This is a genomic window from Hansschlegelia plantiphila (genome assembly GCF_027922265.1).
In the GTDB taxonomy this organism is placed as follows: domain Bacteria; phylum Pseudomonadota; class Alphaproteobacteria; order Rhizobiales; family Methylopilaceae; genus Methylopila; species Methylopila plantiphila.
Window position 1 is genome coordinate 1 of sequence record NZ_BSFI01000020.1, and the last position, 26,999, is coordinate 26,999.

The window sequence follows — 26,999 nt, forward strand, 5'->3', positions numbered from 1 at the left end:
AGCGCATGCGCCCGGCTCTCGAGCTGACAGGGGCCCGCGATCAGTGAAAGCGGCAGCGCATTGCCGATCCGGACGGAGCCGACCTCAACCACCGCGTCGGGACGGTTCTGGACATGGGCGTTCATGACGGGCTCGTGTCTTGCGCGGCGCAATCGGCCGCTCATGCGGCGTAGGTGGCCCCTTCGAGGACGAGCGTCAATCCGAACAGGTGGGACGCAGGCGTGACGAGCAGGTTTCCACGCCGTTCTGCGAGGCCCTGAGACGCAGCTTCAGCCTGGTCGAGATCTGCGACGAGCAACCGGAGCGCCGACAGCCGGACATCCGAGGTCTCCGCCGCAGGCTCGCCAATCCGCTGGGCGAAGGCCGCAGGGATCAGAATTTCGATCGCGCCGCGCGGCGTGTCGAAAGCGACGCCCGAGGACGACGCCCGGAAATCGCGCACGCCGGTGAGCGCGTCGAAGAAGATGTGGTGGTCGGAGGGATTCTCGGCCGTGAACATCGCCGAGCCGATGCCGATCGCGCCGTTCGGATGGGCCTGCGCCGCAGCGCTCCAGAAGTTCTGCGGCCGTTTGTGCTCGCAGGCGAAGAAGCAGACGGCGGGGCTCGCCGGGTCGACGGCGAAGGCGAGTTCGAAGCCGAGCCCGAGCGGCGAACCGTTCGGCCCGACGCCGTTCCGCTCGAAGGCGAAGGTCTCGAAGCCTCCGACGCCCGCGGCTTCAAAGGCGCGCGCATCGGCCTTGGCGTCGCGGCTCTCGACGGCGAGACCGGAGCCGCCCTCGCCCAGGCGGGACAACCTGTCCCGATGGAAGGCCGCGAAGGAGAAGCGGCTGGGACCGTGCTCCGGGATTGGCGCGTGGTCGCCGATGGAGAGAAGTTCGATGAAGAAGCCAGGCAACTGGACGATGCGGTTCGTCGTGCCGAAGGGGTGGTGGTTCTCCGGGCCGACGAGGAAGCCAAGCCGGGTATAGGCTTCGCCGGCGGCGTCGAGATCGCGGACGAGATGGATGACGTGGTCGAGCCCGCGAGCGATGGACGGCATCCCTTCGACCAAGATCGTCATGCTCCTCACCGTGATCCGGGTTGACCGGACCACCCATGTTCCAGGGCGGCTCTCGACGGCCGAGGTCGGGTCCTCCGGTCAAGCCGAGGGACGACGAGCTTTATTTTGAGAGGAGACGAAAAGCCAATCGGCCGCTCACACCAGCCGGCTCTGATGCAGCGCCGCTTCCACGAACGACGCGAACAGCGGGTGGGGCTCGAAGGGCCGCGACTTCAGCTCGGGATGGAACTGCACGCCGACGAACCACGGGTGGTCGGCGTATTCCACGATCTCCGGCAGCAGGCCGTCCGGCGACATGCCGGAAAACACGAGACCGCGCGCCTCCAGCCGCTCGCGATAGTCGGTGTTGACCTCGTAGCGGTGGCGGTGACGCTCGGATATGTCCTGCGAGCCATAGATGTCGGCGACTTTGGAGCCGCCCTTCAGGCGCGCGTCATAGGCGCCGAGGCGCATGGTCCCGCCGAGGTCGCCCTCGGCCGAGCGGCTCTCGAGGGCGTTGCCGCGCGTCCATTCGGTCATCAGGCCGACGATCGGTTCGGATGTGGGGCCGAACTCGGTCGAGTTCGCGTCCCCGACGCCGGCGAGATTCCGGGCGGCCTCGATCACCGCCATCTGCATGCCGAAGCAGATGCCGAAATATGGCACCTTGCGCTCGCGGGCGAAGGTCGCCGCCCGGATCTTGCCCTCGGCGCCGCGCTGCCCGAAGCCGCCGGGCACCAGGATGCCGTGGACGTGCTCGAGGAACGGCGCGGGATCCTCGCGCTCGAAGATCTCGCTCTCGATCCAGTCGACATTGACCTTCACGGTGTTGGCGACGCCGCCGTGGACCAGCGCCTCGTAGAGCGACTTGTAGGCGTCCTTCAGCCCCGTGTACTTGCCGACGATCGCGATCGTCACCTCGCCCTCTGGGTGACGGACGCGACGCGTCACCTCGCGCCAGCGCGACAGGTCGGGCGCGCCGGCTGGCTCGATCCCGAAAGCGCGCAGCACTTCGGTGTCGAGGCCCTCGCGGTGGTAGGCCTCCGGCACCTCGTAGATCGTGTCGACGTCGCGCGCCTCGATGACGGCGGTCTCGCGCACGTTGCAGAACAGGCCGAGCTTGCGGCGCTCCTCCGGCGGAATCGGCCGGTCGCAGCGGCACAGCAGGATGTCGGGCTGGATGCCGATCGAGCGCAGCTCCTTGACGGAGTGCTGCGTCGGCTTGGTCTTCAGCTCGCCCGCGCTCGGAATGAACGGCAGCAGGGTGAGGTGGATGTAGATCGCGTCGCCGCGCGGCAGGTCGTTGCCGAGCTGGCGGATCGCCTCGAAGAACGGCAGGCCCTCGATGTCGCCGACCGTGCCGCCGATCTCGACCAGCACGAAGTCATAAGACTCGTTGCCGTCGCGCACGAACTCCTTGATGGCGTCGGTGACGTGCGGAATGACCTGAACGGTCGCGCCGAGATAGTCGCCGCGGCGCTCCTTCGCGATGATGTCGCGATAGATGCGGCCGGTGGTGATGTTGTCGGCCTTCGAGGTCGGCCGGCCGGTGAAGCGCTCGTAATGGCCGAGGTCGAGGTCGGTCTCCGCGCCGTCGTCCGTGACGAACACCTCGCCGTGCTGCGTCGGGCTCATCGTGCCGGGATCGACGTTGAGATAGGGGTCGAGCTTGCGGAGGCGCACCGTGTAGCCCCGCGCCTGCAGCAGCGCGCCGAGCGCGGCCGATGCGAGACCCTTGCCGAGCGAAGACACCACGCCGCCGGTGATGAAGACGTAGCGGGCCATTCGCTCTCTTTCGCAAATCGAGCGTCGCGCCTTCCGACGCCACGACTCTTCAGCACTAGCCCCGCGGGCGGCGATTCGCCGAGACCGCCGGGCGGGTTGTCCACATGCCCGGAACGACGCGCCAACAGAGTTATCGGGCGGATCGGTGAACCGACCGCCAAGATAGCAATGACGCGCGTAAGGCTGTCGCGCTTGTTAGCCCGGCTTTGCATCCCGCGCAAAGCCCCGGCGGCGCAACGGCGCCATGTTTCGCCCGAAGCGACCCGCGTTGACCACGCCGCGCGTGCGCCCCTACTGTCCACCCCACCCGAGACGCTCTCGGACGGACCGACGCATGCCGACTGGCTCCAGACTGACTTCGATGCTCACCCGAGGCCTGCGTCGCGCAACGGCGGCCCTGGCGGCCGTCTCCCTGCTCGTCACGGCGACCCCGGCTCCGGTCGCGGCCCAGGCCGCCGGCGGCATGCCGGTCATCCGCGACGCCGAGATCGAGGGACTGCTGCGCGACTACATGGCCCCCATTTTCAGGGCGTCGGGCGTCGGGGAAGGCGTCGTCGAGATCACCATCATCAACTCGCGGGAGTTCAACGCCTTCGTCGCCGACGGCCGACGAATCTTCGTCAACGCCGGCACTTTGATGGACTCCAAGACTCCGAACGAGGTGATCGGCGTGCTCGCGCATGAGACCGGCCACATCGCCGGCGGCCACCTCGCCCGGATGCGCCAGCAGCTCGACAACATGCAGACGATGGCGATCGTCGCGATGCTGCTCGGCGTCGGCGCCATGGGAGCCGCGGCCGCCTCCAATTCCCGTGGGGGCGGCGACGCCGCGATGGGCGCGCTCGTCGGGCCCCAGCAGATGATCCAGCGCACCCTGCTCGCTTACCAGCGCACGCAGGAGGAGGCGGCGGACCGCGCTGCGGTCAGCTATCTCAACAAGACCGGCCAGTCGGCCAAGGGGATGCTGACGACCTTCAAGCGCTTCGCCGATCAGGTGGCGTTCTCCAGGCGCTTCATCGACCCTTACGCTCAGACCCATCCGATGCCGCAGGACCGCATCGAGAACCTCGAGCAACTGGCCGAGAAGAGCCCCTATTTCAACAAGCTGGACCCGCCGGCTCTGCAGGCGCGGCACGATATGATGCGGGCGAAGCTGTTCGGCTTCATAGACACGCCGGAGGCCGTCGGCCGGCGCTATCCGCCGAGCGATCAGAGCCTGCCCGCCAGATACGCCCGCGCGATCGCGACCTACCGCTCCTCGCCGCTCCCCGGCGCCATCGCGCAGATCGACGCGCTGATCGCGGCCCAACCCAACAACCCGTATTTCTACGAGCTGAAGGGGCAGGCCTATCTGGAGAACGGACGGCCGAAGGACGCCGCCGGACCGCTGCGCCGCGCGCTGGCGCTCGCCCCGAACGCGAGCCTCATCCGGACGATGCTGGGCCAGGCGCTGAATTCGGGCGGCGACTCCCGAGACGCGCTCGCCGAGCTCCGACGGGCGACGGCCGTCGACACCAAGAACGCCGACGGCTATCGCCAACTCGCCCAAGCCTACGCCCGGCAGAACAAGATACTGGAGGCGGACCTAGCCTCGGCGCAGGCGGCCTTCGCCGCCGGCGACTTCGGAACCGCACGACAGCTCGCGGAAAGAGCCAAGCGGGGCTTTAAGCAGGGCACGCCGAACTGGCTTAAGGCCGACGACATCGCGGGCTATACCCCGCCGAAGCAGAATTGAGGCGGCGGCCGCTTTTTCGACACGCGCGAGGCCGAAAATAGTTGCGATCCCCGCGGGACGGAGAATTTTGGATGAGTTTTCTTGCGCGCCTGACGCTCGCCTCGACGCTGACCTTCGCCGCGGCTGCTCCTGCGGCGGCATTCGACGCGTCGGAGAAGGATGAGATCGGTAAGATCGTCCGCGAGTATCTCATCCAGCACCCCGAGGTGCTCTACGAGGCGCAGAAGGAGTGGAACCGGCGGCAGGAGGCCAAGGTCGAGGAGAAGCGCGGGGCGGCGCTATCGACCTATCTCGGCACGATCGACGGCTCCAAGCTGCACGCCGTGCTCGGCAATCCTAAGGGCGACGTCACGCTGGTCGAGTTCTTCGACTACAATTGCGGGTACTGCCGGCACGCCACCAAGGACATCGACGCGCTGATCTCGGCCGATCCCAAGCTCCGCATCGTGCTGATCGAGCTGCCGGTGATCCGGCAGGAATCGCTCGGCGCGGCGCAGGTGTCGATCGCCGTGAACCGGGCGGCGCACGACAAGTTCGCGGAATTCCACGCGAAGCTGCTCTCCGGCCAATCGCTCGCGACCAAGGCCCGGGCGCTCGCCGTCGCCAAGGAGGTCGGCGTCGACCAGAAGGCGGTGGAGGAGGCGCTCGGGGGCCCGGAGGTGGAGAAGACGCTGCTCGAATCGAAGACCCTCGCCGACGATCTCGGCGTCGAGGCCACGCCGACGTTCGTGGTCGGCGACGCGGTCGTTCCGAACACGACCAGCGTCGTCGGCGACCTCCAGGGCCGCATCGCCGCGATCCGCGCCTGCGGCAAGGCGGTGTGCTGAACGGCGGCGTCCCCGGAATCGCTTCGCCGCCGATCCGCAATTCTGTGGAATCGCTTGGGTTCGCGCGTGCAACTCCCTATAACCCCCGACGCTCGCCGCCGCATTTAGCGGTTTTCGTCGCGGCAAGGACCGCCTTTTCGTGAACCCTGTCGTCTACGTCCTCAACGGCCCGAACCTTAACCTGCTGGGCGTGCGGGAGCCCGCGGTCTACGGCTCTCTGACGCTTGACGACGTCGAGGCCATGGCGCGCAAGACGGGCGAGGAGGTCGGGCTGACCATTGAGTTCCGGCAGAGCAACCATGAGGGCGACCTGGTCGACTGGATCCAGGAATCCCGCGGCCGCGCCGGAGGCCTCGTGCTCAACGCCGGCGCTTACACCCATACCTCCGTCGCGATCCACGACGCGATCCTCGCTTGCGGCGTGCCCGTGATCGAGGTCCACATGTCGAACGTCCACGCGCGTGAGAGTTTTCGTCACCATTCCTACGTGTCGCCGATCGCGGCCGGGGTCATCGTCGGGCTTGGCGTCGACGGCTACGAGTTCGCGATCCGCGCGCTCGCCCGCCGTATCGACCGCCGCGCCCCGCCTGATCTGGCCACGGCCTGAATTCGCGCCCGAGATCCAAGAAGGCCAATGAAGAAACCAATCACCAACGCCGGCGCCGACCATGAGCTCGTTCGCGAACTCGCGGAGCTCATGACCGAGAATGGCCTGACCGAGATCGAGATCGAACGCGGCGATTTCCGGGTGCGCGTCGCCCGGCAGGTTTCCGCGGCTCCCGCCGCCGCCGCGCCTCCGTCCCCGCCGGCTGTGACTGTCGCCGCCGCGGCCGTCGAGGCAGTCGACCCGGCTAAGCGCCCCGGCGTGGTTCTCTCTCCCATGGTCGGCACCGCCTATCTTGCGCCGGAGCCCGGCGCGCGCCCCTTCATCGAGGTCGGCGCGACGGTGCGCCAGGGCCAGACGGTGCTGATCGTCGAGGCCATGAAGACGATGAACGCCATTCCCGCGCCGAAGGCCGGCGTCGTGCGCGAGATCCTCGTGACGGACGGGCAGCCGGTCGAGTTCGGCGAGCCTCTCCTGATCGTAGACTGAGCCGATGCCCAGCTTGGACAAGGTCCTGATCGCCAATCGCGGCGAGATCGCGCTTCGGATCCTGCGCGCCTGCAAGGAGCTCGGAATCGCGACGGTCGCCGTGCATTCGACCGCCGACGCGGACGCGATGCACGTGCGGCTCGCCGACGAGAGCGTGTGCATCGGCCCGCCGGCCGCGCGCGAAAGCTATCTGAACATCCCGGCGCTGCTCGCGGCTTGCGAGATCACCGGCGCCGACGCGGTCCATCCGGGATACGGCTTCCTTTCGGAGAACGCGCGCTTCGCGGAGATTCTCGAGGACCACAACCTCGTCTTCATCGGGCCCAAGCCCGAGCATATCCGCATCATGGGCGACAAGATCGCCGCCAAGCAGACCGTGAAGCGTCTGGGAATCCCAGTCGTGCCCGGCTCCGACGGCGGAATCACCGAGGACGACGAGGCGCTGACGGTCGCGCGCGAGATCGGCTATCCCGTGCTGGTGAAGGCTGCCGCCGGCGGCGGCGGGCGGGGCATGAAGGTCGCAATGACCGAGTCCGACCTGCTCGAGGCGCTGCACACCGCGCGCTCCGAGGCCAAGGCGGCGTTCGGCGACGACGCGGTGTATCTTGAGAAGTATCTCGTCCATCCCCGGCATATCGAGGTGCAGGTCCTGGGCGACGGCCAGGGCGCAGCGATCCATCTCGGCGAGCGCGACTGCTCGCTGCAGCGCCGGAACCAGAAGGTCTGGGAGGAGGCCCCCTCGCCCGCGCTGAACGCCTCCGAGCGCGAGCAGATCGGCGAGACGGTGGCGGCGGCGATGCGCGGGCTCAGCTACCGCGGCGCCGGAACGGTCGAATTCCTATACGAGGAAGGCCGCTTCTACTTCATCGAGATGAACACCCGGATCCAGGTCGAGCATCCCGTGACCGAGATGGTGACGGGCATCGACCTCGTGAACGAGCAGATCCGCATCGCCGGCGGCGCCAAGCTGACGATCGCGCAGGAGGACGTGGTGTTCCGCGGCCACGCCATTGAGTGCCGCGTCAACGCCGAGCATCCCGAAACATTCCGTCCGTCGCCCGGCCGAATCGCCTACTACCACGTGCCCGGCGGACTGGGCGTGCGCGTCGATTCAGCGGCTTATCAGGGCTACACGATCCCTCCGCACTACGACAGCCTGATCGGCAAGCTCATCGTTCACGGCCGCAACCGCACCGAATGCCTGATGCGGCTGCGGCGCGCGCTCGACGAGTTCGTCGTGGACGGCATCGAGACCACGCTGCCGCTGTTCCGCAAGCTCGTCCGCAATTCCTCGATCCAGGATGGCGACTACGACATCCACTGGCTCGAGAAGATGCTGGCGGAAGAGGCGGCGGAGGCCTGAGCCCCATTGGCTCCTCGTATGCGTTGAGAGGATCAAGAACGAGCCGCGGCGGGACGCCTCCGGGTTCAAGTCCCACCCGAGCGTCGAACTTCACGAACGACGGTCTCTCGTCCGGTCGTTGCACGCCCGCGTTCGCCCGCAAGGGGAGAACGGAACAACGGCTGAACGTCAGTTCCTCTTTTCACGCTCCCGCACTACCCTCTCGCTCATGACGCGCATCAACGACGTTCCCGGTGAGATCACGCCGGAGGTGCTGCTCAAGGCCTACGCCTGCGGCATCTTCCCGATGGCCGAGAGCGCGAGCGATCCCGGACTCTACTGGATCGAGCCGGAGCTTCGCGGCGTGCTGCCGCTCGACGCCTTCCACGTCTCGGCCCGGCTGGAGCGGACAGTCCGGGGCGACACGTTCGAGATACGCGTCGACACCGCTTTCGAAGACGTTCTTGACGGCTGCGCATCTCCAGCGCCCGGACGCGACAAGACATGGATCAACGGCCGCATCAGGCGGCTCTATAACGAGCTTCACGCCATCGGGCGCTGCCATAGCGTGGAGGCCTGGCGCGACGGGCGGCTGGTCGGCGGCCTTTATGGGGTGCGGCTCGGCGGCGCGTTCTTCGGCGAGAGCATGTTCCACATCGAGCGCGACGCCTCGAAGGTGGCGCTCGTCCATCTCGCGGCGCGGCTTCGCCATGGCGGCTTCCAGCTGCTCGATACACAGTTTGTGACGGAGCATCTCAAGCGCTTCGGCGCCGTTGAAACGCCCCGCCGCGAATACCACTCGCTGCTGGAGCGGGCGATCCGCGGACATGGCGAATTCTTCCGCTGGGAGCAGGGCCGCCGCGTCTCGGGCGACGAGGCGATGGCCGCTCTCTCAGTCCCGCGGTAAGGCTCGGTTAAGCACATTCACGGTTACTGACCGGTAGCGAACCCTTCGAGGGTCTACCGATGTCAGCCGAACACGACCACGATCTCCCCCCGTCCGCCTTCGAGGGCGTAAGCCCGCCGAGCCGCGAACTGGCCCTGTGGCGGGACGACATGCGGGCGGAGAGATTCGACCTTCTTGCGTCGCGCCTTAAGCGCTATCTCCCGCACGGGCTGATCGCAGCCGTGGTGATCGCCGGCGGCTTCGCCGTCGCAAGCTACGCAACCGCCCCCGCCCTGACCGATGGCGTCGACGAACTCGCAGCGATCGACGCGCGACGGATGGGCCTCGCCGCCAATCTCGACGCCTCCGGGGCGGAAAAGCGTTCAGCCTCGCTCACCCGGGACGTCGGTTCGCTGAAGTCCGAGATCGCGCGCCTGCAGAAAGCGCTCGGGCAGTCGAAAGCCGCGCAGAACGTTCTCTCCAAGTCGACCGCCGGGCAGGCCGCCGCCAACCAGGATGAGGTGCGCGGGCTGAAAGCCGAGATCGCCTCGCTCACGAAAACGCTCGACGCGACGCGAGATTCCGCGGCGTCAAAAATTGACGCGCTTCAGGCCAAGGTCGACGAACCGAAGCAGGACGATCCGCGCGTCGCGGAATTGCAGGACCGCCTCGACAAGCTGGAGAAGTCGACCGCCACCAAGAAGGACGCCTCCCCCGAGACCACCGGCAGCGTGGCGCCGAAAAGTCCGGCGTCGCAAATCGTCCGCAACTGGACGGTGCGGGAGGTCAACGACAACGTGGCTGTCCTGGAGGGCCGCCATGGAATCATCGAGGTCGAGCCCGGCGCGAGGGCGCCCGGCATCGGTCGCATCCGCTCCATCGAGCGCCGTGACGGCGAATGGGTCGTGGTGACCGACCGCGGCGTCATTCTGCAACGCTGAGACGAACTTAAACCGGGCTTTAGGCGGCGCCGTGCGAGCGTCACCCGTAAAGCGGCCGGAAGCCTGCGGTCGCCGCACTGTTCATCGTCGCGCCCCGTCGCGGCGAAACGCTGATCACCCGCACCGGATCTACGCCTATGTCACAGGTCGTTGAACGTCTCCGCGAAACGACCGAACCCGCGCCGGTAGGCTCGCCCCTCCGCGTCGCTGTGCTGCTGCCTTGCTACAACGAGGAGGCCGCGATCGGCGAGGTGGTCCGCAGCTTCCGCGCCGCGCTGCCAGGCGCCGATATCTACGTCTACGACAACAACTCGAAGGACCGGACGGTCGAGCGCGCAACCGAGGCCGGTGCGATCGTCCGGCGCGAGCGACGGCAGGGCAAGGGCGCCGTGGTGCGCCGCATGCTCGCCGACGTCGAGGCCGACATCTACCTGATGGCCGACGGCGACCTGACCTACGATCCGCTCGCCGCGCCGCTGCTGATCGACCGCCTGGTCACCGAGCAGCTCGATATGGTGGTCGCCACGCGGGACGGCGAAGGCATGCTGGTCCGGCGTGGACACATGGCCGGCAACCGTATGTTCAATCATGTCATCGCGCGGCTGTTCGGCCCGGGCTTCACTGATATCCTGTCCGGCTACCGGGCGGTCTCCCGGCGTTTCGCGAAGTCGTTCCCAGCGGCCTCCGACGGATTCGAGATCGAGACGGAGCTCGCGATCCACGCGCTCGACCTGCGGCTCGCGGTCGCCGAGATCGCGGTGCGCTACGGCAGGCGTCCGGAGAACTCGATCAGCAAGCTTTCGACCTTCCGTGACGGCTTCAAGATCCTCTGGACGATCGCGATGATGCATCGCGCCCTGCAGCCGTTCAAATTCTTCGGGGTCATCGCCGCAGGGCTCGCGATGGCGGCGGTGACGCTCGCCGCGCCGGTGGTCGTCACCTTTCTCGAGACAGGGCTCGTGCCGCGTCTGCCGACGGCCGTGCTTGCGGCGAGCGTGATGCAGCTCGCGGTGCTCAGTCTTGTCTGCGGCGTCATCGTCGAAGCGGTTTCCGAAGGCCGGCGCGAAGCGAAGCGCCTGCGCTATCTCGAACTCAAGGGCGCCTGACGACGGATCGCAGCTGGCGCCCCGTCGGCGTCGCTTGCGCCGGCGCCACGCGCCCTTATGTTGGGGCCGCTTTTGACACAGCCCCAGAGACCGTTCGCCTGATGACCTTCGTCGACGCCCAGACAGCGCCGCTCCGCAAGAACGGAACGATCAAGATCCACGGGCCGGAGGCCTTCGAGGGAATGCGCCGCGCCGGCCGGCTGGTGGCGGAGGCGCTGGATATGCTGGGAGACCAGGTCGCGCCGGGCGTGACGACCGAAGCGCTGGACAAGATGGCGCTCGAGTTCGGCCTTGATCACGGCGCCCTGCCCGCCTGCCTCTATTACCGCGGCTACTCCAAGACGATCTGCACCTCGATCAACCACGTCGTCTGCCACGGCATCCCTAACGACAAGCCGCTGCGCGAGGGCGACATCGTCAATATCGACGTGACCTATGTGCTCGACGGCTGGCACGGCGATTCGAGTCGGATGTACGCGGTCGGCGCGATCCCGCGCAGGGCCGAGCGTCTTATCGAGATCACCTACGAGTCGCTCAATCGCGGCCTCGCCGTGATCAAGCCGGGCGCGACCACGGGCGACATCGGCGCCGCGATCCAGAGCTACGCGGAAGGCGAACGCGCCTCGGTGGTGCGGGACTTCTGCGGACACGGCATCGGCCGTCTTTTCCACGACGAGCCCAACATCCTGCACTACGGCCGGCCCGGCGAAGGCGCGGAGCTGAAGCCCGGCATGTTCTTCACCGTCGAGCCGATGATCAATCTCGGCCGACCGCATGTGAAGGTGCTCGGCGACGGCTGGACGGCGGTGACGCGCGACCGGTCGCTTTCCGCGCAGTTCGAGCACATGGTCGGCGTGACCGAGACGGGCTGCGAGGTGTTCACGCATTCGCCGCGAGGGGTCGAAGCTCCGGTGTTCGCGGCGGCCTGAGCGGAACGGCGCGCTCGGGGGTCTTCGACTTGCCGGAGGCGCGGCCAAGCGCCACGATGGTCTCCCGACTCTCCTTTGGAGCGCCGAATTGGCCATGCCGACGGGGGCGAAGCCCGAAGAAGAGGACGAGCCGCTTCCGGGCTTCGAAGAGGCCGCCGGCCGTTCGGCGAGGACGTCGCAGCCGGAACCGCATTATCTCGGCCATCGCGAACGGCTGAAGGCGCGATTCCTGACCGGCGGTCCGGAATCCCTTCCGGATTACGAACTGCTGGAGCTCGTACTGTTCCGGACCCTTCCCCGCGGCGACGTGAAGCCGCTCGCGAAGCATCTGATCGCGACGTTCGGCTCATTCGCGGATGTGCTCGCCGCGCCGTTCGAGCGACTGGTCGAGATCAAAGGGATCAAGGAAGCGACCGCGACGGACTTCAAGGTCGTCGAAGCCTCCGCGCGGCGCTTCGCCAAGGGCGCCATCGCCAAGCGGACGGTGCTGTCGTCATGGTCGAACGTCATCGACTATTGCCGGACCGCGATGGCTTTCGACGACAAGGAGCGGTTCCGGATCCTGTTTCTCGACAAGAAGAACGCGCTGATCGCCGACGAGGTGCAGCAGTCCGGCACGGTCGACCACACGCCCGTTTATCCGCGCGAGGTGGTGCGCCGCGCGCTTGAGCTGCGGGCGACCGCGCTGATCCTGGTCCACAACCACCCGTCCGGGGACCCGACCCCGAGCCGGGCGGACATTGACATGACGCGCACCATCGCCGACATCGCGAAGCCCCTCGGCATCGCGATCCACGACCATGTGATCGTCGGGCGCGACGGCCACGCCAGCTTCCGGGGCCTCAAGCTGCTTTGATCAAGTGGTGGGCTTCTACTTGCAATAAAATTGGGCGCCGACCCCCTTTTCACGGGGCGGATGCGGATTAGCATTGGTTTAAAGACGCGTTGCAGGGAGTTCTGTCCGCTTGCCCCCAGCCTTCGACGAGATGACGCTTTCGGACGGCTCCGTCCGCAGCGCATATAGCAAGCTCGCCGAATGGCTCAGCGACGCGCCGGCCGATCTGCTGCAGTACCGCGTCAAGGAAGCCGAGCTTCTGTTCCGCCGGATCGGCATCACCTTCGCGGTCTACGGCGATCAGCAGGCGACCGAGCGCCTCATCCCGTTCGACATCATCCCCCGCATCATCACCGCCGCCGAATGGGCGACGCTGACCAAAGGCCTCGTCCAGCGCGTCGAAGCTCTGAATCGCTATATCTCGGACGTCTACGGAAAGCGTGAGATTCTGCGAGCAGGCGTGGTGCCCGAGGATCTCGTGTTCCAGAACGAGGCGTTCCGGCCGGAGATGGCGGGCAAGACGCCGCCGCACGATCTTTGGGTGCATATCGCCGGCATCGACATCGTGCGCGTCGACGCCGACACCTTCTATGTGCTGGAGGACAACTGCCGCACGCCGTCCGGGGTCTCCTACATGCTGGAGAACCGCGAGGTGATGATCCGGCTGTTCCCTGAACTGTTCTCCAAACATCGCGTCGCGCCCGTCGACCGCTACGCCGACGAACTGCTGGCGACGCTCCGTTCGCTCGCGCCTCGCTCTTCCTCCGCCGATCCGAACGTCGTGCTGCTGACGCCTGGCGTCTACAACTCGGCCTATTACGAGCACTCGTTTCTGGCCGATAAACTCGGCATCGAGCTGGTCGAAGGGCGCGACCTGTTCGTGCGCGACGACGTCGTCTACATGCGCACGACCGAGGGACCGCAGCGGGTGGACGTGATCTACCGGCGCATCGACGACGAGTTCATCGACCCGCTGGTGTTCCGGCCCGACAGCGCGCTCGGCGTGCCGGGCCTGATGAGCGCCTATCACGCCGGGAACGTCACGCTGACGAACGCGGTCGGCACCGGCGTCGCCGACGATAAGGCGATCTACAGCTACATGCCGGACATCATCCGGTTCTATCTGGGCGAAGAGCCGATCCTGAAGAACGTGCCGACCTTCCGCTGCCGCGAGCCGGAGGCCCTGAAATACGTCCTCGACAACATCGAGAAGCTTGTCGTCAAGGAAGTCCATGGCTCCGGCGGCTACGGCATGCTGGTAGGGCCGCACGCCAGCAAGGAGCAGATCGAGCTGTTCCGCGCCAAGCTGCGCGCCTCCCCCGCCGGCTTCATCGCGCAGCCCACGCTCGCGCTGTCGACCTGTCCGACCTATGTCGACTCCGGCGTCTCGCCGCGCCACGTCGACCTCCGCCCCTTCGTGCTGACCGGCTCGAACGGCGTGCGGATCGTCCCGGGCGGCCTGACGCGAGTCGCCATGCGGGAAGGCTCGCTGGTCGTGAACTCCAGCCAGGGCGGCGGGACGAAGGACACCTGGGTGCTGGACGAATGAGAGCTGAAATCCGCCCCCCCGCCATCGACCAGAGCGTGACGGCATGCTGAGCCGCACAGCCGACAACCTGTTCTGGCTCTCGCGTTACGTAGAGCGAGCAGAATCACTCGCCCGCATCCTGGAGACGACGCAGCGGCTCGCCTCGCTGCCGACCGCCTATGGCGGCCTCACCAACGAGTGGGAGAGCGCGGTCGCGACGGCCGGCTGCAAGGCGGAGTTCCTCGCCAAGCACGAGGAGGCCAATCAGGACGCCGTTGTGAACTACCTCGCCTTCGACCGCGAGAACCCCTCGTCGATCCTCAACTGCTTCGAGACCGCCCGCCACAACGCCCGCTCGGTGCGAACCGCGCTCACGATGGAGATGTGGGAGGCGATCAACGGCGCCTGGCTCGAACTCCGCCGCATGGCGGACCGCAGGCTGGAAGGCGAGGAGCTGACGCGCTTCCTCGGCTGGGTGAAGGAGATCGGCCTGCGCTTCGACGGCTCTGCCCACAGGACGATGCTGAGGAACGACATCTACGACTTCTCGCGCATGGGCATGCTGCTGGAACGCGCCGACAACACGGCGCGCATCCTCGACGTGAAATACCATCTGCTGCTGCCCGAGCAGGGCGAGGTCGGCGGCGGCCTCGACTACTACCAGTGGTCCGCGATCCTGCGCGCGGTCTCGGCCGCCACCAGCTATCACTGGGTCTATCGCCAGAGCCTGAAGCCCTGGCTGATCGCGGATCTGCTGCTGCTCAACGACCAGATGCCGCGCTCGCTCGCCGCCTGCTACGCCGAGCTCGTGCGCCACCTCGATTATCTCGCGCGCGCCTACGGCCGCCAGGGCGAAGCGCAGCGGATCGCCCGCGGCAGCCGGGTGAAGCTGGAGAACGCCGACATCCGCGACATCTTCCAGAGCGGCCTGCACGAGTTCATCACCGGCTTCATCTCCGAGAACAGCCGGCTGGGCTCGGCGATCCACGAACAGTATCTGTCGTGACGGCGCGCCGATGCGCCTGATCATCCGCCATAAGACGGCCTACACGTTCGGAACGCCGGCGACGGGCGTCATCCAGACTCTGCGGCTATCCCCCCGCAGCCATGAAGGCCAGCACATCGTCAGCTGGCGTCTCGACATCGACCGCGATTGCCGGCTGCGCTCGTCGGAGGACGCGTTCGGCAACCAGACCCATGTCTTCGCGGTGGATGGGCCGGTCGACAGCCTGACGGTCACGGTCGAGGGCGAGGTGGACACGCAGGACACCAACGGAGTGGTGCGTGGGGCTGTCGAGCGTTTTCCGCCTTCGCTCTATCTCCGCGAGACGCCCCTGACAGCGCCCGATCCCGACATCGCCGCGCTCGCGCAGGCTGCAAAGTCGGAGGCCAAGGACGACGTCCTGGGCTCCCTCCACGTCCTGCTCTCGGCGATCCACGGGACCATGGACTTCGAAGTGAAGCAGACCGACGCGGCGACGACCGCCGCCGAGGCATTCCGGCTGAAGCGGGGCGTCTGCCAAGACCTCACCCATGTCTTCCTCGTCGCCGCCCGATCCATCGGCGTCCCCGCCCGCTATGTCGGCGGCTATTTCCGCCGGGACGACGGCGTGATCGAGCAGGAGGCCGGGCACGCGTGGGCTGAGGCCTATGTGCCGGGCCTCGGCTGGGTCGGATTCGACGCGGCGAACGAAATCTGCCCGACGGAGGCGCATGTGAGAGTCGCGATCGGGCTCGACTATCTCGGAGCGGCGCCGGTCCGTGGGTCGCGCTATGGCGGCTCGGGGGAGGAGCTCGAGGTCGCCATCTCGGTCGACGACGCCCGCGCCCGCCGCGCCCACCGTCGATCCTGATCTATTTGCATGACAGGCGCCCGTTTTTCGTGCAGCGCGGCGACGTGCGCGTTGTCGCGGCGGCGAGACTCTTGATAGCGTCGCCGGCTTCGGAGTTCGGGGTTCAAGTGAAATGACCTACTGCGTCGGCATCCTCGTTCGCGACGGGCTGGTCATGATCGCGGACACCCGCACCAATGCGGGCATCGACAACATCGCGACCTTCCGAAAGCTCAAGATCGTCTCGGAGCCCGGACGGCGCACGCTCGCGATCGCGACCTCGGGCAATCTCTCCGTCAGCCAGTCGGTGATTTCGATGCTCGCCGAGGGCGTCGAGAATCAAGAGACGGGCGAGCTGGAAACGCTCGAAGCCCAGCCCACCATGTTCAAGGCGGCGCAGCTCGTCGGTCGCGCGGTGCGCGAGGTCTGGCGGGTTGACGGCGCCAGCATGAAGGAGATGACGGCCCGGTTCGACGTGCAGATGCTGTTTGGCGGCCAGGTCGCGGGCGGGCGGCTGCGGCTGTTCATGATCTACGCCGCCGGCAATTTCATCGAGGTGACGCCCGACACGCCCTACTTCCAGATCGGCGAGCACAAATACGGCAAGCCGATTCTCGACCGGGCGGTGCAGTACGACACCGACCTCTACGACGCGCTTAAGATCGGCCTGATCTCGATGGATTCGACCATGCGCTCGAACCTCGGCGTCGGTCCGCCGATCGACGTGCTGGTGTTGCGCAAGGACGCCCTGGTGCCCGAGCTCGATTACCGGATCGAGCCGAACGACCGCTATTTCCTGGATCTGCGCGAGCGGTGGTCGCAGGCGCTGCGCACCGCGCATATCGAGATTCCACGGCCGCCCTACGGGAACAATATTCCCGGCGACGTGGAGCTCTGACTCCGCGCCCAGGTCCCGGCTTCCAGGCCGGACATGGGCGAGACGCCGCTATTCGCCGAGCGTCGGGCCCTGCGGAGCCTCCGGCCGGTCGCCGCCTTTGCAGTCGACCAGCCACACGTCGTAGATCGGGTGCTCGACGCCCGACAGGCCGGGGCTCGATGCGAACATCCAGCCCGAGAAGATTTTGCGCTGTTCGTTGGCGAGGGTGATCTCCTCCACGTCGACATAGGACGTCGTGTTCGGCGCCTCGGTCGGCGGGCGCGTGTAGCAGACGTGCGGCGTCACCTTCAGCGCGCCGAAGGTCGCCGTCTTCTCGATCGGCGCGTCAAACTCGGTGACGCGGCCGGTGATCTTGTCGAGTCCGTTGAACACGGCGATCGGGTTCGTGATCCGCGGCGTCGGCGCGACGACTTCCGGCTTGGCGGCCTTGGGCGCCGGTTCGAGCGTCGAAGTGCCGGGGTTCTGTGCGAACGCCGGCGACGCGGAGAACAAGGCGAACGGCAGCGCGGACGCGGTCAGGAGGCGGACAAGCACGGGATATCAATTCTCGCGACGCGTCGGGAGGCTTCAAAAAAGCGGCTGTTCGGACCAGACGCCGCGAATACGGCCCCGGCGGGGCGTTCCGTCAATCGTCGGGGGACCAGGCCTGATAGTCGCCGGTCGCGGCGGGCCGCTTGCGCGCCGATAGCGCCGAGCCGCTAGGCCGGTAAGCCTCCGCGGTGCCTGTCTTGTTCTCCCGGTGCGGCTTCTGCCAGTCGCGCGGCGCATAGTTCTCGTTCGCAGGCGGCGTGGCCACCGTATGGTGCATCCAGCCGTGCCAGCCCGGCGGTATCGCGGAGGCTTCGGCGTAGCCGGCGTAGACGACCCAACGCCGTTCCGTCCCGAATGCGGCGTTCTTCGCAGGGTCGTTGGGCAAGCGGTAATAGCGGTTGCCGAGTTCGTCCTCGCCGACGAACTCGCCGCCGCGCGACAGCGCGAAGCGCGTGCCGACGGTGGAGCCGTTCCACCAGGTGAAGATGTCTGTAAGGACGCTCAATAGGGACATCGACCGTAAGCCTCGGGCGGCAGGCGTGCTCAGGTTAGCTATGAGCCGAGGCCGGCGGCTTGTCCAGAACCCGCGCAACGCGCGCGGCTCACAGCCGGAGGCTTGTGAACATCGCGCGCTTCGCTAATCTGGCTGCGGCGTCTCGCCGCGGACGCCCGCATCGCATGCCAACTTTCGGGGGAAGAAGCGCGATGGCCACCGTAACCGGCACGGACGAAAGCGAGCGACTCGACGGCGCCGATGGCGTCACCGGCCTCGCCGACTCCATCTTCGGCTATGCCGGCGACGACACGATCGATGCCGGCGACGGCGACGACACGATCTACGGCGGCGCCGGCGCCGACCGGATGGAGGGCGGCGGCGGTTACGACTGGGTGTCGTATCTCCTGTCCACCGCCGTCGTCGTCAACATGGCTTCTTACGGCGGCGCCACCGGCGGCGAGGCCCAGGGCGACAACCTGTTCTCGATCGAGGGGCTGATCGGCTCGTCCTACGCCGACACCATCACCGGCGACAGCTCCGACAACACCGTCAAGGCCGGACGGGGCGCTGACAGCGTCGACGGCAGCTACGGCGCGGACACGCTATACGGCGAGAACGACAACGACACGCTCATCGGCGGCCTGGGCCTGGACCGCCTCTACGGCGGCGCCGGGAACGATTATCTGGGCGGCGGAGACGACATCGACATCCTCGAGGGCGGCGACGGCAACGACACGATCAACGCAGGCGCGGGCAACGACCACATCGGCTACTCCGCGGCGGAGGGCGTCGGCGACGACCTGATGCGAGGCGACGCCGGGAACGACTACATCTACGACAATTCCGGGCGAAACACGCTCGACGGCGGGGAGGGCGAGGACACGCTTCAGGGCGGAGCGGACGCCGATCGGCTCGACGGCGGAACGGAGAACGACACGCTCGGCGCCGCCGCGGGCGCCGACACCATCTTCGGCGGAAGCGGCGACGACTACATCTCGGCGGGCGCCGGCGGAGACAGCATCGACGGCGGCGACGGCTTCGACAAGCTGTACTTCTTCTACAGCGCGGCCGGCGTGATGGTGGATCTCGCCACCGGCGTCGGCTCGGGCGGCGACGCGGAAGGCGATGTCTACGCAGGCGTCGAGTTTGTGTGGGCGACGAACTTCGACGACAGTCTGGTCGGCGACGGCGAGGATAACGAGCTCTATAGCGCGGCCGGGGCCGACACGATCGACGGCGGCGGCGGCGCCGACACGATCGGCGGCGGCGCAGGGGCCGACCGGCTGACGGGCGGAAGCGGGACCGACCTGCTCACCTATTTCGACACCTATGAAAGCGTGCGGATCAATCTCGCGACCAACGCGGTCTCGGGGGGCGCCGCGCAGAGTGACGTGATCTCCGGCTTCGAGAACGTCACCGGCGCGGACAGCGACCTCGACCAGGGCGGGGACGACACGCTGACGGGCGCGCCCGGCTCGAACGTAATCACGGGCCTCGGCGGCGACGACCTGATCGACGGCGGCGCCGGGGACGACACGCTGATTGGCGACGAGGGTTTCAGCGGGTTCTACGGAGAAGACACCTTCAAGGGCGGCGCCGGCTTCGACCTGATGGACGGCGGCGGCGGGGTCGACACGGTGGACTATTCCGCCTCCGGCGCGGCCGTGGAGATCAACCTTGGCGTCGGCGCCGGAACCGGCGGCGACGCCGCGGGCGACCAGTTGCGCTTCATCGAGAACGCCATCGGCTCCGGGAAGGCCGACAAGCTGACCGGGAGCGCCGACGCGAACCTGCTCGATGGCCGCGCCGGCGCCGACACTCTGACCGGCGGCCTCGGCGACGACGACTATTACATCGACAATGCCAGCGACCACGCCATCGAGAAGGACGGCGAGGGTAACGATCGCGTCGTGTCGGCGATCAGCTACTCACTGGCGGGCGAATATATCGAGCGGCTGCGGCTAACCGGCTCTGGCGACATCGACGCCACCGGCAACAGCCTCAACAACACCATCGCCGGCAATTCCGGCGATAACCTCATCGACGGCGGCAAGGGCGCCGATGCGATGGCGGGGGCGAAGGGCGACGACGACTATGTCGTCCAGAGCGCGGGCGACACGGCGGTCGAACTGGATGGTCAAGGCGACGACCGGGTGCTGAGCTCGGTGAGCTACTCGCTGGCGGGGCAGTTCATCGAGCGGCTGCGGCTGACCGGCGACGGCGACGTCAACGGGACCGGCAACACGCTGGCGAACAAGATCGCCGGCAATTCGGGCGACAACGTCCTCGACGGCGGCAAAGGCGCGGACCAGATCTCGGGCGGGTCCGGTCACGACACCTTCGTGTTCGCCAACGCGCTGGGCGCGAGTAATGTCGACACGATCATCGACTTCAAGGCGGCGGACGACACGATCCGGCTGGAGAACGCGGTGTTCACCGGGCTCTCGGCGGGCGCTTTGGCGGCGTCGGCGTTCTACGCCGGGACGGCCGCGCACGATTCATCCGACCGCATCATCTACAACGCCTCGACCGGGGCGCTGCTGTTCGACCGCGACGGCGCCGGCGCCACCTACGCCGCAGTGAAGTTCGCGACGCTCGAGAACCACTCGACAATCACAAACGCGGATTTCGTGCTGGTGTGAGCGCAGGGGCGAACGAGCCGCGGACCGGTCTTTCCCCACAGTTCTCCACATGGCTCTCGTTCGGCCGCTCTGAACGGTCGTCCGGCGAAAATCAATCGGTTCAGACGGTTGGGGCGATGTTTTTCAACCTTTGATTCACTGATCGAGACCACTATATCTAGTGTCGCCGAACGGTCACAGGAACGAGGGCTAGCGAAAACGGCGGGGAGAAGCCGAAATCGCGACTCGACGCCTCCGGGAGACTCGCACTAGCTTCTGGCCTCGTCTTCGGCGGCCCCTCGGGACCTGCCCTAGGCTCATCGAGAGACATCATCGGGGGCGCGTCTTCCGGATCGCAGACGCGCACGCTTAAGTGCGGGAGCGATCGCGCGCGCCTCGACGACAGACAAAGCCGGTTCATCCCCGGCCCTTACGCGTCGCGGGGGACGCGTAAGGCACACGTATTTGGAGCTTCGGACCGATGCGCATCGAACGTCGCTACACCAAGGCCGGCCGGTCCCCTTACGCGGACATCACGTTCCGCAAGGCGACGAGCGAGATCCGCAATCCGGACGGCTCGGTCGTGTTCCGCGCCGCCGACATCGACGCGCCGGAAGCCTGGAGCCAGGTCGCGGTCGACATCCTCGCGCAGAAGTATTTCCGCAAGGCCGGCGTCCCGGCGCGGCTGAAGTCGGTCGAGGAGAACACCGTTCCCTCCTGGCTGTGGCGCTCAGTTCCCGACGAGGCCGCGCTCGCCGCCCTTCCCGAGTCCGAGCGCTTCGTCGCCGAGCGCGACAGCCGGCAGGTCTTTGACCGTCTCGCCGGAACCTGGACCTATTGGGGCTGGACGCACGACTATTTCGACACCGAGGAGGACGCTCGCGCCTTCTTCGACGAGCTCGCTTACATGCTGGCGACTCAGAAGGCCGCGCCGAACTCGCCGCAGTGGTTCAACACCGGCCTGTTCTGGGCCTACGGCATCGACGGGCCGAGCCAGGGCCACTTCTACGCCGACCACAGGACCGGCGAGGTCCGCCCCTCCCCGTCGTCCTATGAACGGCCGCAGCCGCACGCCTGCTTCATTCAGGGCGTCTCCGACGACCTCGTGAACGAGGGCGGCATCATGGACCTGTGGGTCCGCGAGGCGCGGCTGTTCAAGTACGGCTCTGGCACCGGATCCAACTTCTCCGGCCTGCGCGGCGAGGGCGAGAAGCTCTCCGGCGGCGGGCGCTCGTCCGGCCTGATGTCGTTCCTCAAGATCGGCGACCGCGCGGCGGGCGCGATCAAGTCCGGCGGCACCACACGCCGTGCGGCCAAGATGGTCGTGGTCGACGCCGACCACCCGGACGTCGAGGCCTATGTCTCGTGGAAGGTGAAGGAGGAGCAGAAGGTCGCGGCCCTCGTCACCGGCTCGCGCATCGTCAAGAAGCACCTCAAGGCGGTGCTGAAGGCCTGCGTAAACTGCGACGGCGAAGGCGACGACTGCTTCCTGCCCGACCGCAACCCGGCGCTCAAGCGCGAGATCAAGCTCGCCCGCAAGGCGCAGGTCTCCGACAACATGATCCGCCGCGTGATCCAGCTCGCCAAGCAGGGCGAGACGGAGCTCGACCTCGAGACCTTCACGACCGACTGGGACGGCGAGGCCTACCTCACCGTCGCCGGCCAGAACTCGAACAACTCGGTGCGCGTCACCGACGACTTCCTGCGCTCGGTCGAGACCGGCGGCGACTGGCAGCTGACATCGCGCACGACGGGCAAGCCCATAAAGACGCTGAAGGCGCGCGGCCTGTGGGACCAGATCTCTTATGCCGCCTGGGCCTGCGCAGATCCTGGCGTGCAGTTCCACACCACGGTGAACGACTGGCACACCTGCCCGGCCTCCGGTCCGATCCGGGCGTCGAACCCGTGCTCGGAATACATGTTCCTCGACGACACCGCGTGCAATCTGGCGTCGCTCAACCTTCTGCAGTTCCGGAGCGCGGATAAGACGTTCGACGTCGAGGCCTACTCTCATGCGTGCCGGTTGTGGACCGTCGTGCTCGAGATTTCGGTGCTGATGGCGCAGTTCCCGTCGCGCCAGATCGCGGAGCTCAGCTGGCGCTACCGCACGCTCGGCATCGGCTACGCCAACATCGGCGGCCTGCTGATGTCGTCGGGCATCCCCTACGATTCGCGAGAGGCCCGCGCGCTCTGCGGCGCGCTCTCCGCGCTGATGACCGGCACGGCCTACGCGACTTCGGCCGAGATGGCGGGCGAGCTCGGCGCCTTCGCCGGCCACGAGCCGAACCGCGAGCACATGCTGCGCGTCATCCGCAACCACGCCCGCGCCGCGCGCGGCGAGACGGCGGGCTATGAGGGTCTGTCCACCCTCCCCGTTCCGCTCGACGTCGCGGCCTGCCCGGAAGCCGCGATCGTGACCGCAGCGCAAGCCTCCTGGGAGCGCGCGCTGACGCTCGGGCAGCAGCACGGCTTCCGCAACGCGCAGGTCTCGGTCGTCGCCCCCACCGGCACGATCGGCCTCGTCATGGACTGCGACACCACCGGCATCGAGCCCGACTTCGCGCTGGTGAAGTTCAAGAAGCTCGCCGGCGGCGGCTATTTCAAGATCATCAACGGCGCGGTGCCGGAGGCGATGCGCGCGCTCGGCTACGCCGAGCACCAGATCGCCGAGGTCGAGGTGTTCGCGGTCGGCCACGGCTCGATGCGGCAGGCGCCCGGCATCAACCCGACGACGCTGCGCGCGCGCGGCTTCCCGGACGAGGCGATCGACGCGCTCGAGGCCGCCTGCAAGTCGGCCTTCGACATCAAGTTCATCTTCAACAAGTGGACGCTGGGCGAGGCTTTCCTCACCGACGTTCTCAAGGTCCCGGCCGAGAAGCTCGAGGACCCGAGCTTCGAGCTGCTCGCCCATCTCGGCTTCTCCAAGGCCGAGATCGAGGCCGCGAACACCCATGTCTGCGGGGCGATGACGGTCGAGGGCGCGCCTCACCTCAAGCTCGAGCACTACCCCGTGTTCGACTGCGCCAACCCCTGCGGACGCACCGGCAAGCGCTTCCTCTCTGTCGAGAGCCACATCCGCATGATGGCGGCGGCGCAGCCCTTCATCTCGGGCGCGATCTCCAAGACCATCAACATGCCGAACGACGCGACCGTCGAGGATTGCTCGGCCGCCTACATGCTGTCGTGGAAGCTCGCGCTGAAGGCGAACGCGCTCTACCGCGACGGCTCCAAGCTCAGCCAGCCGCTGTCCTCGCAGCTGATCGCCGACGACGAGGAGGACGAGGACGACGCGCTCGACGCGCTGATCGCCTCCCCCGCCGCCGCCCGCACCGCGCAGGTCATCGAGAAGATCGTCGAGCGCGTGCAGATCGTGCGCGAGCGCGAGAAGCTGCCGGGCCGCCGCAAGGGCTACACCCAGAAGGCGATCGTCGGCGGCCACAAGGTCTATCTGCGGACCGGCGAATATGACGACGGCCGCATCGGCGAGATCTTCATCGACATGCACAAGGAAGGCGCGGCCTTCCGCTCGGTGATGAACAACTTCGCCATCGCGGTCTCGCTCGGCCTGCAATACGGCGTGCCGCTCGAGGAGTATGTCGAGGCCTTCACCTTCACGCGCTTCGAGCCGGCCGGCTTCGTGCAGGGCAATGACACGATCAAGAACGCGACGTCGATCCTCGACTACGTGTTCCGCGAGCTCGCGATCTCCTACCTCTCGCGCTACGACCTCGCCCATGTCGACCCGTCCGACATCACGCCGGACGCGATCGGGACCGGCGTCAGCCAGGACAAGGCCCCTGCCTCCGCCCCGGTCTCGAAGGGCCTCTTGCGCGGCCGCCAGCTTGCGGCGGTGCCGACGACGCCGTCCGAGCCCAAGGGCGCGGCCGCGAGCAATGTGACGGCGATCGGCGGACGGCCGGCGGCTTCGGCGATCGGCGGAAGCGCAGCGACTGCGCTCAAGCGCGAGCCCGAGCCGGCCGAGGCGCTCGGCCACCTCGCCTGGGAGGCTCCGAAGGACGCAGCCCCGGCGGCGCGAACCGCCGACTCCCGCCGCCTCGAGGCGCGCCTCAAGGGCTACGAGGGCGAAAACTGCTCGGAGTGCGGCAACTTCACGATGGTGCGCAACGGCACGTGCCTGAAGTGCGAGACGTGCGGCTCGACGAGCGGGTGCAGCTGAGGGCGCCTTAATATGTGGAGGGAGACCCAAAGTTGGGAATTCCGACCCAAAGTTTGAAACAAGCAGGTCCGTCCGCCAATCCGGCGGACGGGCCGATGGCCCGGCGGACCGCCACTCAAGAAGGTTCGCCGTTGGGAATTGGGGTTGAGGACCGCCACTCAGTCGAGCGGTGCGATCTCCCCCTCAGCTGATCGCAGGCGGAAGGCCTGCGAGTTACGAGTTAAGCCTGTCAAGTCTCGCCGCGAAGATCAGGTTGATGATCGACAAGGTCATCTCCATGGTCGGATCGACGGAACATCCTGGCAGGATGGCCGACAACCCGATGAGGGTTGCGCGTCCAGCGTACTCGACTGCGTTGAATTCGGCACTTTAGAGGAACGATGGTCCTCGACTAGAAACGGCAAGGGACGCTGGCATGACGGTATGCCGAACCCTCGAACAGAATCAGCGTCCCTTCTCGCAGCCTCCCCGGCCCTGGGTCCTGCCCAAGGCCAAGCTGAAGACCTACCGCCACTTCGACGCGATCATGTCGATCGAGCAGGCGGAGGCCCTCGCCAACGACCCGGCGCGCGTCGCCGCACACGCCTTCTACCCGCTGCTTCGCTTCGACGAGATCAAGCGGTATTTCCGGCGCCGGGACCAGCCGCACCGCCCGTCGAAGCTGCGGCCGCTGCGCTACGCCGCCAGAAGCGACGCCTACATCTACATGCGCTACCGGGACTGGCTCTCAGCGCTCTACGAGGAACGGCTGATGGCCGAAGGCCTCGACGACGTCGTGTTGGCCTACAGGCGCGTCGCGAGCCCTTACAGGCCGGGCAACAAGTGCAACATCGACTTCGCGTACGACGCGGTCAACCACATCCGGCGGCTCGGCGACTGCTACGCAATCTGCCTCGACATCAAGAGCTTCTTCGAGAACCTCGACCACGCGAGACTGAAGCGCGTCTGGGCCTCGGTCCTTGGCCTTCCTGATCTTCCGCCCGATCACTATCGGGTTTTCCGAAGTCTGACGAAATACGTCCAGGCAGACCTGTTCGAGGTGTACCGCCGCCTCGGGATCTGGGGGCAGAAGACCGTCGGCGGCCGTCCGACACCCGTCGAAGGATATCTCGTCGACCGACGGAAGATCCCGGTCCGGCTCTGCGACGCCGAGACCATGCGGGAGATCGTGTTCGGCGACGGCGGCAAGCACGATCGGATCGCCGAGGTAAGGACAGAGGCCTACGGCATCCCGCAGGGCACCCCGATTTCGGACCTGCTGGCCAACATGTACATGCTGGACTTCGACGCGGAGATGAAGAAACTCGCAGCCTCCAGCGGCGGCGTCTACATGCGCTACAGCGACGACATCCTGTTCGTCGTCCCGGCCGAAGACATCGACCCGAAGGCTTTCGTCGAGGGGGTCTCTCGCTCGATCGGCACCTACGGCGATCAGTTGCAGATCGCCAAGGACAAGACCTCGATCCATCGCTTCACGCCGGCGGCCAAGGGACAGACTTGCCAGAACGCGAAAGAGGACGCTGAACGGCCATCAAAGCGGTTCGAGTATCTGGGTTTCAGCTTCGACGGCCAGAAGGTGAGGATCAGGGACTCGACGATGTCCAGCCTGGTCCAGAAGGTTGCTGCGGTCGCCAAGCGCGAGGGCGTGGCCGCCGCCCTGCGCTACCCGTCAAAGTCCGTCGACCAGATCTGCGAGGAGTTCAACTACGCGGGTCTCTATGGTCGCTTCCTTCGGGTACGCGACTTCGAAACGGTCGAGGACAAGTCGGATTGGACGTTCTGGACCTACGTCCGGAAGATCGAGTCGACCATGAAGGCAGATGGCCGACCGGCGATGCGACAGGTTCGGAATCTGAAGGTGCAGATCCGGCGGCGCTTCCGGCTGTACGTTCAGACGACCCGCGACGGCGCTCCTGCCAGGGCGCTTCAGTCGGCGGCTGCTCGGTTGAGGCAGGCAACGCCATCGAACGCTGAAACCGCGGCGCAGGCCTAGCTCGGATGTTCTCACCCAAGACGATCCAGGCGCTGACGCTGGTCATCTCCGGCGGTTCTACCTCGGGCGGATCCAGGCCGATCGGCATCTAACGCTCGGGGCCGCGGCTCGAGGAGTTCATGCGTGGCTGAAACGTCTCGGTGAGGGTTGAGGGGTCGCGCGTGCCCGACCTCGCCCACGCCATCGAGATGCAGGTGGCGGGCGGGCGATCCACATCCTTCGCCAGATCGCGGGAGCGCCTCTCAGCCAATCGACGCCAAAATCACGGACTGGGCGATTGGCGTGGCCGCATGCTCTCGCACGTTCGCGCGCTCATCCGGCAGGCGATCCCTCCGGGCGCGGACGCGCCCATCCGGACCGACTGAGAGGCGTCGCGCGCGAGGCGCCAACCCTGCCCGTCATCCG

The 26,999-nt window shown here is 67.0% G+C and carries 21 protein-coding genes and 1 pseudogene; 17 read left to right on the forward strand and 5 right to left on the reverse strand.

Annotated elements, in window-relative coordinates:
• The 3 genes and pseudogenes from PKE75_RS13830 to pyrG all read right to left on the reverse strand — a co-directional run.
• Window positions 1-125 (reverse strand): annotated as a pseudogene (locus tag PKE75_RS13830) (3-deoxy-8-phosphooctulonate synthase); the annotation flags it as partial.
• A gap of 35 nt (window positions 126-160) precedes the next feature.
• Entirely contained in the window at window positions 161-1,060 is a 900-nt protein-coding gene (locus PKE75_RS13835) for a VOC family protein (protein WP_271169328.1), read from the reverse strand.
• 135 nt (window positions 1,061-1,195) lie between these two features.
• Window positions 1,196-2,824: a CTP synthase gene (pyrG, locus tag PKE75_RS13840; RefSeq protein WP_271169329.1), complete on the reverse strand. Its 1,629-nt coding sequence runs from the start codon at window positions 2,822-2,824 to the stop codon at window positions 1,196-1,198.
• A 334-nt stretch (window positions 2,825-3,158) separates the two neighbouring features.
• Between pyrG and PKE75_RS13845 the strand changes: the two genes are divergently transcribed.
• The 14 genes from PKE75_RS13845 (at window position 3,159) to PKE75_RS13910 (ending at window position 16,776) form a co-directional block, all read left to right on the forward strand.
• Entirely contained in the window at window positions 3,159-4,559 is a 1,401-nt protein-coding gene (locus PKE75_RS13845; protein ID WP_271169330.1) for a M48 family metalloprotease, read from the forward strand.
• A gap of 71 nt (window positions 4,560-4,630) precedes the next feature.
• On the forward strand, window positions 4,631-5,386 hold the full coding sequence (locus PKE75_RS13850) for a DsbA family protein (RefSeq protein WP_271169331.1): 756 nt from the start codon (window positions 4,631-4,633) through the stop codon (window positions 5,384-5,386).
• 139 nt (window positions 5,387-5,525) lie between these two features.
• Window positions 5,526-5,993 (forward strand): type II 3-dehydroquinate dehydratase, encoded by a 468-nt coding sequence (gene aroQ / locus PKE75_RS13855; protein ID WP_271169332.1) that lies wholly within the window; start codon window positions 5,526-5,528, stop codon window positions 5,991-5,993.
• Window positions 5,994-6,020: 27 nt separating this feature from the next.
• Window positions 6,021-6,479, forward strand: coding sequence for an acetyl-CoA carboxylase biotin carboxyl carrier protein (gene accB / locus PKE75_RS13860; RefSeq protein ID WP_271169333.1), 459 nt, complete (start codon window positions 6,021-6,023; stop codon window positions 6,477-6,479).
• Between the two features lie 4 nt (window positions 6,480-6,483).
• Window positions 6,484-7,842: an acetyl-CoA carboxylase biotin carboxylase subunit gene (accC, locus tag PKE75_RS13865; protein WP_271169334.1), complete on the forward strand. Its 1,359-nt coding sequence runs from the start codon at window positions 6,484-6,486 to the stop codon at window positions 7,840-7,842.
• A 208-nt stretch (window positions 7,843-8,050) separates the two neighbouring features.
• On the forward strand, window positions 8,051-8,728 hold the full coding sequence (gene aat, locus PKE75_RS13870) for a leucyl/phenylalanyl-tRNA--protein transferase (protein ID WP_271169335.1): 678 nt from the start codon (window positions 8,051-8,053) through the stop codon (window positions 8,726-8,728).
• 59 nt (window positions 8,729-8,787) lie between these two features.
• Window positions 8,788-9,648, forward strand: a complete 861-nt coding sequence (locus PKE75_RS13875; RefSeq protein WP_271169336.1) for a hypothetical protein — start codon at window positions 8,788-8,790, stop codon at window positions 9,646-9,648.
• 137 nt (window positions 9,649-9,785) lie between these two features.
• Window positions 9,786-10,754 carry a glycosyltransferase family 2 protein gene (locus PKE75_RS13880; RefSeq protein ID WP_271169337.1) on the forward strand — a complete coding sequence of 323 codons (969 nt, stop codon included), beginning with the start codon at window positions 9,786-9,788 and terminating at the stop codon, window positions 10,752-10,754.
• A 101-nt stretch (window positions 10,755-10,855) separates the two neighbouring features.
• Complete coding sequence (gene map, locus PKE75_RS13885) at window positions 10,856-11,683, forward strand: type I methionyl aminopeptidase (protein WP_271169338.1); 828 nt, start codon at window positions 10,856-10,858, stop codon at window positions 11,681-11,683.
• Between the two features lie 94 nt (window positions 11,684-11,777).
• On the forward strand, window positions 11,778-12,539 hold the full coding sequence (gene radC, locus PKE75_RS13890) for a RadC family protein (RefSeq protein ID WP_271169420.1): 762 nt from the start codon (window positions 11,778-11,780) through the stop codon (window positions 12,537-12,539).
• Between the two features lie 109 nt (window positions 12,540-12,648).
• Window positions 12,649-14,067: a circularly permuted type 2 ATP-grasp protein gene (locus PKE75_RS13895; RefSeq protein WP_271169339.1), complete on the forward strand. Its 1,419-nt coding sequence runs from the start codon at window positions 12,649-12,651 to the stop codon at window positions 14,065-14,067.
• Between the two features lie 43 nt (window positions 14,068-14,110).
• Window positions 14,111-15,052 carry an alpha-E domain-containing protein gene (locus PKE75_RS13900; protein ID WP_271169340.1) on the forward strand — a complete coding sequence of 314 codons (942 nt, stop codon included), beginning with the start codon at window positions 14,111-14,113 and terminating at the stop codon, window positions 15,050-15,052.
• A gap of 10 nt (window positions 15,053-15,062) precedes the next feature.
• Window positions 15,063-15,899 carry a transglutaminase family protein gene (locus tag PKE75_RS13905; protein WP_271169341.1) on the forward strand — a complete coding sequence of 279 codons (837 nt, stop codon included), beginning with the start codon at window positions 15,063-15,065 and terminating at the stop codon, window positions 15,897-15,899.
• Between the two features lie 112 nt (window positions 15,900-16,011).
• On the forward strand, window positions 16,012-16,776 hold the full coding sequence (locus PKE75_RS13910) for a proteasome-type protease (protein WP_271169342.1): 765 nt from the start codon (window positions 16,012-16,014) through the stop codon (window positions 16,774-16,776).
• A gap of 48 nt (window positions 16,777-16,824) precedes the next feature.
• On the opposite strand, the gene PKE75_RS13915 is transcribed toward PKE75_RS13910, so the two are convergent.
• Both PKE75_RS13915 and PKE75_RS13920 read right to left on the reverse strand, forming a co-directional pair.
• Window positions 16,825-17,310 carry a DUF2155 domain-containing protein gene (locus PKE75_RS13915; RefSeq protein WP_271169343.1) on the reverse strand — a complete coding sequence of 162 codons (486 nt, stop codon included), beginning with the start codon at window positions 17,308-17,310 and terminating at the stop codon, window positions 16,825-16,827.
• A 91-nt stretch (window positions 17,311-17,401) separates the two neighbouring features.
• The gene (locus tag PKE75_RS13920) at window positions 17,402-17,821 is read right to left on the reverse strand and encodes an NADH:ubiquinone oxidoreductase subunit NDUFA12 (RefSeq protein ID WP_271169344.1); all 420 of its coding nucleotides are present in this window, start codon (window positions 17,819-17,821) and stop codon (window positions 17,402-17,404) included.
• A gap of 191 nt (window positions 17,822-18,012) precedes the next feature.
• Here PKE75_RS13920 and PKE75_RS13925 point away from each other — a divergent pair, with 191 nt between their 5' ends.
• From PKE75_RS13925 to PKE75_RS13935, 3 genes are all read left to right on the forward strand, one after another.
• Window positions 18,013-20,445, forward strand: a complete 2,433-nt coding sequence (locus PKE75_RS13925; protein WP_271169345.1) for a calcium-binding protein — start codon at window positions 18,013-18,015, stop codon at window positions 20,443-20,445.
• A 460-nt stretch (window positions 20,446-20,905) separates the two neighbouring features.
• Window positions 20,906-24,601, forward strand: coding sequence for a vitamin B12-dependent ribonucleotide reductase (locus PKE75_RS13930; RefSeq protein WP_271169346.1), 3,696 nt, complete (start codon window positions 20,906-20,908; stop codon window positions 24,599-24,601).
• Between the two features lie 415 nt (window positions 24,602-25,016).
• The gene (locus PKE75_RS13935) at window positions 25,017-26,594 is read left to right on the forward strand and encodes a reverse transcriptase domain-containing protein (protein WP_271169347.1); all 1,578 of its coding nucleotides are present in this window, start codon (window positions 25,017-25,019) and stop codon (window positions 26,592-26,594) included.
• The last annotated feature ends 405 nt before the right edge of the window (window positions 26,595-26,999 follow it).